Raw genomic sequence first — 10186 nt, 5'->3', positions numbered from 1 at the left:
GAGCAAAGAAAACAGTTTAACAGATGGTTTTTTATGTTCTAAAGGTCTAAAACATTTGAATCGTCTCTATGATGAAAATAGAATTTTAAAGCCCCTTTTAAAAGTTGGAGAGGGATTTAAGGAGATCTCTTTTGAAGATTCACTAACAATTTTAAAGGATAGATTAGTAGATATAAAGAATAACTATTCTACAGACTCTATTATTCATTACAGTGAATCTGGAGCTGGAGGGCTTTTAAAGGGTATTCATGATGTATTTTTTAATTTCTTAGGAGGAATTTCTACACCTAGTGGAGGAACTTGTTGGGCAGCGGGATGTGCAGCTCATGACTATGATTTTGGTGGAAGAAAGACAAGTGATTTAGAGGATATGAAAAATGCCAGAGTTATTATTCTTTGGTCAAGAAATCCAGCTGTAACATCTATTCATCTATATAAAAAATTGATTGAATTAAAAAAGTTAGGGATTAAAATTGTAACAATCGATTTTAGAGATAATGAAACATCAGTGATAAGTGATTTACATATAAATGTTAAAGGTGGAAGTGATGGTGCATTGGCATTGGCGCTTTCTAAATTAGTTTTTGAAAAAGATTTAATTGACTATAATTTTTCTAAAAATAATATTATTGGGTTTGATAAGTTTGAACACTATCTTAACTCTGTTAGTTTAAATGATCTTCTTGATGATTGTGGAGTTAGTGAAGATGAACTACTAAAACTTCTAGATTTTATATCCCTTGGAAACATTATGACTTTTATTGGATATGGGCTTCAAAGATATATCAATGGTGGAAATAGTGTGCGAGCCATTGATGCCTTAATGAGTATAACTGGAAATGTTGGAAAAAGTGGGGCTGGAGTTTTCTACTCCAGTAAGATATATCCTGAAGTTTTAGATAGAGACCCATATGGAAGTTCAAATTTTTCTAAAAACTCTCGTGAGTTTCCTATTACAAAATTTAATGAGTTTATTGAAAATAATGAGATTAAAGCTATCTTTATCAGTAAAGCTAACCCTTTAAATCAACTTCCAGATTTGAATAGAACTTTAAAAGCATATAACTCTATTCCTTTTAAAGTTTGCTTCGATATGTTTTTAACTGATACTGCAAAAAACAGTGATCTTATAATCCCCGTTACAAATACTCTTGAGAGCGAAGATATTATATATTCATCTATGCTTATGCCAGCTTTAATGTATAATGAAAAAGTCGTTGAGCCTTACGATTTTAGAATGGATGAGTTTGAGTTTTTTAAAGAGTTAGCTAAATATATTGATTTAAAAGAGTATCCACAAGTTTCAAAAGTTGAATATTTGAATAAAGTTTTAACACCTTTAAATGTAACTGTTGATGATTTAAAAAAAGAGGATATAAACATTCAAAAAGGATATATTGCTTGGGAAGATAAAAAATTTAAAACTCCATCTGGAAAAATAGAGATATATAGCGAAAGTGCCTTAAATGATGGAGCTGAACCTATGCCTATCTTTTTAAAAGCGACAAAAGGGGATGAGTTTTATCCTATTAGACTTGTGACTCCTCACTGTAAGAACTCTCTTTTTAATCAGCATATTGGAGATATCGACGATATATCTAAAATCTATATATCCTCAGAAAATTTAGGTGAGTTTAAGGAGGGGGATACAGTAGTTGTTTCCTCCAAAAATGGAAGTATCCATTCACAACTAAAAATTGATAATACTTTAAAAAAAGATGAGGCTTATATATTTATGCAGTGGAGTAAAAAACAGGGAAATCCAAATTTTTTAACTCCTAGTTTATCTTCTGATATTGGTGGACAAGTGGCATATTATGATACCTTTGTAAGTATAGAGAAAAAAAATAGTTAAGATATAGTTAACTACGTTAAGACTCTGTCAAAATATTAAAAGTCCTGTAAAGAAATTTTACAACTAACTGATAGTTACCCTATAATTTTAATTAAGATATCACAATTAGAGATACCTTATATTAAAATGGGAGGATTTATTATCTATGAAAAAATCAATGTTTTTATTAGGGGCCTTAATAACAATTAGCATGTGCACGTTTGCAAATGAAGCAGATATTGTTGAGGATACAGTTTTCAAGCCATCGGGGAAATTTGGATTGGAATACAAAGCATATGGAAAAACAGAGGGGCATGGGGACAAAGAGAGAAGTGGTGATACAATTATTACACCTATTCAAGATGTATGGAATAGAGGAGCCAATAATTATAGTAGATTAGAGAGTAAAGTCAACATTGATATGACTGAAAACTCTAATTTAGAGATCAGAGTTAGAGATTATAATAACTTAGATAGAGATGATGAGTCCTCTAAAACAAAAAAAACAGGAACTGAAACAAGAGCTAGATATACTTATCAACATACGCCTAAGTTTGCTTCTAGATTGGAGTATGAATACTCTACAAAAAATGAGGAGTATTATGAATATAGAGGAATATTTGAACTATATAAAAATAAAAACTCAGTGTTGTCAAATGTAATATTAGAACCATACTATGCCTATGAACAACCAACGGATAATGGTGGAGATTATTTCAATTCAATAGGAACTAAAATACAATTTCTAGGAGATCTCTTTGCAGGCTTTACATATGAGTTTAATACCTATTTTAATGAGAGTTTTTATAACCATGACTTTCAAACAGGAAAAGATAGTTTTAAAAATAAGGAATTTACAATTGAGATTGAAGCATATATATATAATAGTATAGAGTTATACTCTTCTAATAATTACGTTTTAGATTTTAACTTTGAAGGTGGTTATGACCCTTATACTTTCGCTCAATATGGTAGATATGACAAAAAGAAAAAAATTGTAACTGATAAAAACGAGTATACTTTATATGCTGAATTTGATTTGGAATTAACTTATAACATTACTCCTTCACTATCTGTTAGCGGCGGAGTTGGAGCAAAATATGAGAACTGGGACCACACAGCTGAAAAATCTGCTAGAGATTGGAGATGGCAACCTTTTGCTTATTTAGGAACAAATGTTAAATTTTAATATAGAGTAAATATGTTTAAAATAAGTAAAGTAATTTGACTTTTTATTATAAAAAAAATATAATGACCTTGAATTTATACAAAGTTATTCTAGGAGGAGATATGGAGATATTAGCACATAGAGGTGCTTCAGGAACAGCACCAGAAAATACCATTGCCGCATTTAAAAAAGCTTTAGTTGATGGATGTGACGGTTTTGAATTTGATATTCAACAGACAAAAGATGGGAAAATTGTTGTATTTCATGATTGGACTTTAGAAAGAACTAGTGATGGTCAAGGTCACTTAAGAGATTACACTTTAGAAGAGCTAAAAAAATTAGATGTTGGAAGTTGGTTTAATGAGAGATTCCAAGGGGAAAGAATACCTACTTTAGAGGAAACTTTGGATATTATTCCAGATGATAAACTTATAAATATCGAGTTAAAAGAGGAGTTCTCTGTGGAAAGAGGAACTGAAAAAAAACTTTTGGACATTATAAAACAATATCCTAATAAAAATATTATAGTTTCATCTTTTAGTCATAATCTTTTGAAAAATTTAAAAGAGTTAGATAACTCTATTAAAATTGGTATCCTTTTAGGAGGAGCTCTTGTCAATTTAGATAGATATATCGAAAATTTGGGTTTTGAAATAGATGCCTATCATCCTGAAAAAAGTTTTTTAAATAGAAGTGATATAGAGTATTTAAAGTCCAAAGAAATTGATATAAATGTTTGGACTGTCAATAGTCCTAAAGATGCCAAAATATTGGAAGAGATGGGAGTAACAAGAGTAATTACAAATTTCCCAAAAGAGATTAGAAAGTAAAATTACTTAAAACCTTTTAATAAGATTTTATCCGTTCTATCCTCCACCTAAAAATTAAGTGGAGGAAGTTTCGGATAAAAAAGTTTTCAACTTTTTCTCATTGGATTATTTTATCTATTTTTAGACATCATATCTCTCAACTGGTTTCCAATAATCTCTATTTTTTCCTCTTTACATCTATTTCTCATAGTTTTTAAAATTGGATACCCAGCTTGTCCCTCTAAAATAAAATCTTTAGCAAACCTTCCATTTTGAATATTTTCCAGAGTCTCCTTCATATTCTCTCTACTTTCTTTTGTAATAATTTTTTTACCTGTTACATAGTCTCCATATTCAGCAGTATTAGAGATTGATTCTCTCATAGCTGCAAATCCTTTAGAGTAGACTAAATCTACAATTAATTTCATCTCATGGACACATTCAAAATAGGCTAACCTTTCATCATATCCAGCCTTTAGTAGAGTCTCATAACCAGCTTTCATTAACTCCACCAACCCTCCACATAAAACTGCCTGTTCTCCAAATAGATCCGTTTCAGTTTCCTCTTTAAATGTTGTCTTTAAAACTCCTAGATTTAAACACACTCCTTTAGCCCAATCTTTCGCCAATTGCAATGTTACATTTGAAGGGTCTTGATACACAGAGATTAAAGCTGGAACTCCCTCTTTTTCCAAAAATTTCTCTCTTACCTTATGTCCTGGAGATTTTGGAGCTACCATAAACACATTCAGATCCTCTCTCGGTGTAATTTGACCATAGTGAATATTAAATCCATGGGCAAATCCCAAAAATGCCCCTGTTTTCAATCCATCTTTTAAATATCTATTATATAGTTCTGGTTGATTCTCATCTGGAACTAAAAGCATAGCAACATCTGCGAGTTCAGCTCCCTCTTTTAAATTTAAAACTTTAAAACCATCCTTTTCAGCTCTGTCCCAACTTACACTTCCCTCTCTTAAAGCTACACTCACATCAAAGCCACAATCTTTTAAATTCAAAGCATGTGCATGTCCTTGAGACCCATATCCAAATACAACAACCTTTTTTTCTAATAAACTCATAACAACTCCTCCTCATTATTTTTTATTTTAAACTTCCAGACCTCTACTCATTGCAGATACCCCTGTTCTTGCAATCTCTAAAACATCAAAATTTTTAATCAACTTTAGAAAACCATCTATTTTACCTATATCTCCAGTTATTTCAACTATTAAACTCTCAAGAGCTACATCTACAACAGAACCTCTATAAATATCTAATATTTGAAGTAACTCCTGTCTACTACTAGAATTAACTTTTATCTTTATTAAAACTAGCTCTCTAAAAACGCTCTCTCTTGAAAAAGCTTTTATAAATTCCACATCAAATAGTTTTTCAGCTTGTACTATAACTTGATTTAGGGTATAGTTATCCCAAAATCCAGTTATAGTCATTCTCACAGTATCATGTGGATATCCCTCTCCAGCCGTTATATTTTCTATGTTTATCCCTCTTTTTTGAAATAGGCCAGATATTTTATTCAATACTCCTGGTTTATTTTTCATAACTAATAAAATTCTTTTAGCATCCATACTTTATTCACCTCCAATAGTGTGCTCATAAGATTTCCCAGCTGGTATTATTGGATACACATTATGCTCATATGACATCTGAATATCCACTAAATATGGTTTATCATTTTTCAAAATATCTTTTAATCTTTTTAGACTCTCTATACTCTCTATCTTTTCCCCCTCTATAAAGTGGGCATTTCCCAATTTTACAAAATCTGGATTTATATCTAAAATCACACTAGAATATCGTTTATTATTAAATAATTCCTGCCACTGCTTAACCATTCCTAAAGCCCCATTATTAAAAATAAGAATTTTTATAGGTAGATTATATTGAGCTAGCAGTATCAACTCCTGTTGGTTCATTTGAAAACCACCATCTCCCAATATAGCTATTACTTTTTTATTTGGATTGGCTATTTGAGCTCCAATAGCTGCTGGTAGTCCATATCCCATTGTACCTGCTCCACCTGAGGTACAAAATTGAAATGGTTGTCTTATATCCAAATGTTGAGCAGTGAACATCTGATGCTGTCCCACATCAGTCACCACAATATAACTATCATCTAACACCTCATTTAATACACTTAAAGTTGCAATTTGATTTAACTCTCTCTCTTTAGGTAGTTTTGCAATTTTAAATCTATCTCTCCAAATCTCAAAACTATCCTTTAAATCCAGTTGTAAAATTTTTTTTAAAATCTCTTTAGCATCTCCTACAATAGGTAGATCCACAACTATATTTTTATCTATCTCAGCTTTATCTAACTCTATATGAATCTTTTTTGAATTAGGTGAAAATCTATTTTTATCGCCAATAATTCTGTCATCAAATCTCATTCCTACGCATATCAATAGATCACAATCATCAACAGCTCTGTTGGCCTCTACCAACCCATGCATTCCTAACATTCCCAAATACCCCTCATCATCTCTATTAAACACTCCCAACCCCATAAGTGTTGAAACAACTGGAATTTTTGTTCTTTTAACTAATTCTCTCACCTCATCTACACATCTACCATTTAGCACTCCCCCTCCTATTACTAAAACTGGTTTTTTAGAGTTATTGAAGTAATTCTTAAAAGTTAAAATATCTCTTTCATCATATGTCGGTTTAAATTTTTTTATCTCTTTACTCTCTTTTTTTAAACTTTTCTCAAAAAGCGAATATTCAATAACTTGTTCTTGAATATTTTTAGGAATATCCACTAATACTGGTCCTGGTCTACCATGTTTAGATAGCATATACGCTTCAATCAATATAGTTGGTAGTTCATTTATATCCCTAACTAAATAGTTATTTTTAGTTATTGGTGATGTTATTCCAATAATATCGCTCTCTTGGAAGGAGTCCTTTCCTAAAAATGATGTACTCACTTGACCAGTAATGATAAGCAGTGGAATTGAATCCATGTGCGCAGTCATAATTCCTGTAACTAAGTTCGTAGCTCCAGGTCCAGAAGTAGCCAAACAAACCCCAGGAACTTTTTTAGTTCTTGCATAACCATCTGCACTATGTACTGCCCCTTGCTCATGTCTTGTCATATAATGATTTATTCCCTTAAAATCATATAGTGCATCATATATAGGAATCACTGCTCCTCCTGGATATCCAAAAATATCCTCAACTCCTAAATACCTCAAAGTTTCTAAAACTATTTTAGCTCCTGTTATCTTTTTCATACTCTCCTCCTATTTCATAACTGCTCCCTCTGATGAATCTGAAACTAATTTCATATATTTTTGTAGCATTCTATTTTTTATATTTTTCTTTAAAATAGGTATGCTTTTTCTCCTTCTTTCTATCTCTTCATCTGATACCAATAGTTCTAATTTTTTGTTTGGAATATCTATCTCTATATAATCACCGTCCTTTACATAGGCTATAATGCCACCATCAAATGCTTCTGGAGATATATGTCCTATAGCAGCTCCTCTAGAACCACCTGAAAATCTTCCATCTGTTATTAAAGCACAATACATATCTAACCCCATTCCAGAAAGAGCTCCTGTTGGTGATAGCATCTCTCTCATTCCAGGTCCGCCCTTAGGTCCCTCATATCGAATAACAATTACATCCCCTTTCTCTATTCCACCATTTAAAATCTCTTCACTTGCTAACTCTTCAGAGTTGAATACCCTAGCTTTTCCCTTGTGAATCAACATATTTGGATGAACAGCTCCCGATTTTACAACTGCCCCTTTCATTGCTAAATTTCCTTTTAATATAGATATCCCTCCACTATTAAAATATGGATTATTAAAATCTCTAACTATATCTCCATTTAAAACTGTTCCTTTCTCTGCAATTTCTAGAATATCTCTTAATGCTACTGTGAGATTGGATTTTAAAAGATTGTTCTCCTTTAAAACTTTTAAAACAGCACTCACTCCACCAGCTTCATTGAAATCCTCTATAAAGTGTGAGCTAGCAGGAGATAACTTAACTATCTGTTTCGTTTTTTTAGATATATTATCAAAACTGTCTAAATCCAACTTTATACCACACTCATAAGCTATTGCTGGAAGATGAAGTGTTGTATTTGTAGAGCCCCCTAAAGCCATATCTACCACTACGGAGTTATATAAACTTTTTTCATTCACTATATCTCTCGCTTTTATATCTTTTTTTAGCAGCTCCATAATCTGCATTCCAGATTCTTTAGCTAGTCTTTTTCTCTCTGAATAGACACTGGGAACTGTTCCATTTCCAGGGAGTGATATCCCCAATGCTTCAGTTAAACAGTTCATAGTATTTGCTGTATACATACCTGAACATGATCCACAAGTTTTACACACCTCATGTTCAGCTTCTTTAAGTTCATCTAAAGACATATCACCATTTTGTACCTTTCCAACATATTCAAAAAGATCTGAAATTCCAATTTTTTTACCTTGAAATTTTCCAGCTAACATAGGACCTCCACCTATAAAAATAGAGGGTAGATTTAACCTCATAGCTGCCATTAACATACCTGGAACAACTTTATCACAACTTGGCATAAAAACCAGTGCATCAAAAGGCATAGCATAAGCTGTTGCCTCTATAGAATCAGCGATAATCTCTCTAGTTGGAAGTGAGTTATTCATCCCCTCATGTCCCATAGCTATTCCGTCGCATATGGCTATGGTATTAAATTCCATTGGAACTCCACCACTCATATAGATTCCGGCCTTTACCTCATCCACTAACTCCTTTAAATGGATATGCCCTGGAACTAATTCATTGTATGAATTCACAACTCCAATTTTAGGTAGTTCCATCTCTTTGTCTGTTAATCCCATTGAATATAATAGCGATCTATGGGGTGCTCTACTCAATCCCTTTGTTACAACCTCACTTCTCATTATTAACCTCCCTCAAAGTTTAAAAAAATATAAAAAAAGAGCTTAAATCCGTAGACTTAAGCTCTTAAAACTTCTCACTATTGCTCAAGCCTTTATTTTTATAACAAAATAAGGCTTGAATATTCTCAGAGATAACTCATCAAATCCAAACCCAAAAGCATATTATTATAATTATAGTTAATAGGTTTCTGAATTTGTTCATGAGTGCTCCCTCCTTTTTTTTATTTTCTAGATTCTATATTAAATCTTTTTAAATGTCAACATATTTTTATTTTTTTAAAATCCAAATGGATTATATCTGATACTCGATCCAACAGATTTGCTTTTTGTTGTTGTTTTTTCAATTGAATTTGAGTGTGTTGTACTATTTGAATTTCTTGTTGTTGTTGTCATTGTTCCATTGCTGCCATATGGTTGAGTATATGATTCTGTTCTGCTTGTTCCTATGGTATTTGAAGTTGAAGTTCCTGTTTTATGAGTATTTGTAACAGTTTTATTTTTGCCAAATACCTCACTATCAAAACTACTTTTCATATTTCCAAATCCATTACTATGGCTGCTTCCAAATCCACTATTAAAATTATTTTCAAACCCATTATTAAATGATGAGTTGTTATTTGAACTATTGTATAGTGATGTTGCTAGAATAGTATTAGCTACTAAATTCATATCTAAGCCATTTCCTCTTGTTTGCTGCCCCTCATATGATGTTGCTGCACAACCAGTTAAAATAAAAAACATTAATAAGATTCCATTTATTTTTTTCATAGATATAACTCCTTTTAATTTTACTTTTTCTAAACTATATACTATCATAGATTTTATTTTTTTCTATTTTTTATACATGAATATAGCAAAAAAAGACATGACTTATATATATTTTTCGAGTATAATGTAAAAAACATTGGAGGTATTAAAGTGATTTTATGTAAAAAATTTAAGGAATTAACAATTGAGGAACTCTATGAGATTTTAAAATTAAGATCTGAAGTTTTTGTTGTAGAACAAAAATGTATATACAATGACATTGATGAGAAGGATCTAACTTCATCACATTTAATGCTAAAAGAAAATGGAAAAATAAAAGCTTATTTAAGAGTGTTGCAACCGGGAATCTCCTATGATAATGCTTCTCTAGGAAGAGTTTTGGTCGCTATAGATTCAAGAGGCAAAGGATATGCCAAAATAATTGTAAAAAAAGGAATAGAGTATATACTTAATAATTTTAATACTACTAAAATTACTATTGGAGCTCAAGAATATCTTAAAAAGTTCTATAGTGAACTAGGATTTGAGCCTGTCTCTGAAGTTTACCTAGAAGATGGTATTCCTCATTTAGATATGACTTATAAAAAATAAAAGGAAAAAGCGATAGGATATTTGTATCGCTTTTTTAATTTTTGTTCAGACCTATATTTAATGCATGATTTTCTAAGATTTCATAAATTTT

The 10186-nt window shown here is 31.4% G+C and carries 9 protein-coding genes; 4 read left to right on the top strand and 5 right to left on the bottom strand.

Annotated elements, in window-relative coordinates; genetic code table 11:
- From ACMOUI_RS05335 to ACMOUI_RS05325, 3 genes are all read left to right on the top strand, one after another.
- The coding region (locus ACMOUI_RS05335) for a molybdopterin-dependent oxidoreductase (RefSeq protein WP_418964702.1) at positions 1 to 1855 on the top strand (1855 nt) is incomplete at its 5' end.
- A gap of 145 nt (positions 1856 to 2000) precedes the next feature.
- Positions 2001 to 3023 carry a hypothetical protein gene (locus tag ACMOUI_RS05330; RefSeq protein ID WP_418964701.1) on the top strand — a complete coding sequence of 341 codons (1023 nt, stop codon included), beginning with the start codon at positions 2001 to 2003 and terminating at the stop codon, positions 3021 to 3023.
- Positions 3024 to 3124: 101 nt separating this feature from the next.
- Positions 3125 to 3832: a glycerophosphodiester phosphodiesterase gene (locus ACMOUI_RS05325; RefSeq protein WP_418964700.1), complete on the top strand. Its 708-nt coding sequence runs from the start codon at positions 3125 to 3127 to the stop codon at positions 3830 to 3832.
- A gap of 110 nt (positions 3833 to 3942) precedes the next feature.
- Here ACMOUI_RS05325 and ilvC read toward each other — a convergent pair whose 3' ends face one another.
- The 5 genes from ilvC to ACMOUI_RS05300 all read right to left on the bottom strand — a co-directional run bounded on the left by ilvC (position 3943) and on the right by ACMOUI_RS05300 (position 9504).
- Complete coding sequence (ilvC, locus tag ACMOUI_RS05320) at positions 3943 to 4893, bottom strand: ketol-acid reductoisomerase (protein ID WP_418964699.1); 951 nt, start codon at positions 4891 to 4893, stop codon at positions 3943 to 3945.
- Between the two features lie 27 nt (positions 4894 to 4920).
- Entirely contained in the window at positions 4921 to 5403 is a 483-nt protein-coding gene (ilvN, locus tag ACMOUI_RS05315) for an acetolactate synthase small subunit (protein WP_418964698.1), read from the bottom strand.
- 3 nt (positions 5404 to 5406) lie between these two features.
- Positions 5407 to 7071: a biosynthetic-type acetolactate synthase large subunit gene (ilvB, locus tag ACMOUI_RS05310; RefSeq protein WP_418964697.1), complete on the bottom strand. Its 1665-nt coding sequence runs from the start codon at positions 7069 to 7071 to the stop codon at positions 5407 to 5409.
- 9 nt (positions 7072 to 7080) lie between these two features.
- Complete coding sequence (ilvD, locus tag ACMOUI_RS05305; RefSeq protein ID WP_418964696.1) at positions 7081 to 8736, bottom strand: dihydroxy-acid dehydratase; 1656 nt, start codon at positions 8734 to 8736, stop codon at positions 7081 to 7083.
- Positions 8737 to 9012: 276 nt separating this feature from the next.
- On the bottom strand, positions 9013 to 9504 hold the full coding sequence (locus ACMOUI_RS05300) for a hypothetical protein (protein ID WP_418964695.1): 492 nt from the start codon (positions 9502 to 9504) through the stop codon (positions 9013 to 9015).
- Positions 9505 to 9654: 150 nt separating this feature from the next.
- Between ACMOUI_RS05300 and ACMOUI_RS05295 the strand changes: the two genes are divergently transcribed.
- Positions 9655 to 10095, top strand: a complete 441-nt coding sequence (locus ACMOUI_RS05295) for a GNAT family N-acetyltransferase (protein ID WP_418964694.1) — start codon at positions 9655 to 9657, stop codon at positions 10093 to 10095.
- Positions 10096 to 10186: the final 91 nt, after the last annotated feature.

The organism is Cetobacterium sp., from assembly GCF_048470075.1.
In the GTDB taxonomy this organism is placed as follows: domain Bacteria; phylum Fusobacteriota; class Fusobacteriia; order Fusobacteriales; family Fusobacteriaceae; genus Cetobacterium_A.
The sequence above is the reverse complement of the archived record's forward strand: the minus strand, read 5'-3'. Positions and strand labels throughout refer to the sequence as shown.

Coding starts and splice junctions, on each gene's coding strand:
- ACMOUI_RS05330 (WP_418964701.1), top strand. CDS start 2,001: ATGAAAAAATCAATGTTTTTATTAGGGGCCTTAATAACAATTAGCATG.
- ACMOUI_RS05325 (WP_418964700.1), top strand. CDS start 3,125: ATGGAGATATTAGCACATAGAGGTGCTTCAGGAACAGCACCAGAAAAT.
- ilvC (WP_418964699.1), bottom strand. CDS start 4,893: ATGAGTTTATTAGAAAAAAAGGTTGTTGTATTTGGATATGGGTCTCAA.
- ilvN (WP_418964698.1), bottom strand. CDS start 5,403: ATGGATGCTAAAAGAATTTTATTAGTTATGAAAAATAAACCAGGAGTA.
- ilvB (WP_418964697.1), bottom strand. CDS start 7,071: ATGAAAAAGATAACAGGAGCTAAAATAGTTTTAGAAACTTTGAGGTAT.
- ilvD (WP_418964696.1), bottom strand. CDS start 8,736: ATGAGAAGTGAGGTTGTAACAAAGGGATTGAGTAGAGCACCCCATAGA.
- ACMOUI_RS05300 (WP_418964695.1), bottom strand. CDS start 9,504: ATGAAAAAAATAAATGGAATCTTATTAATGTTTTTTATTTTAACTGGT.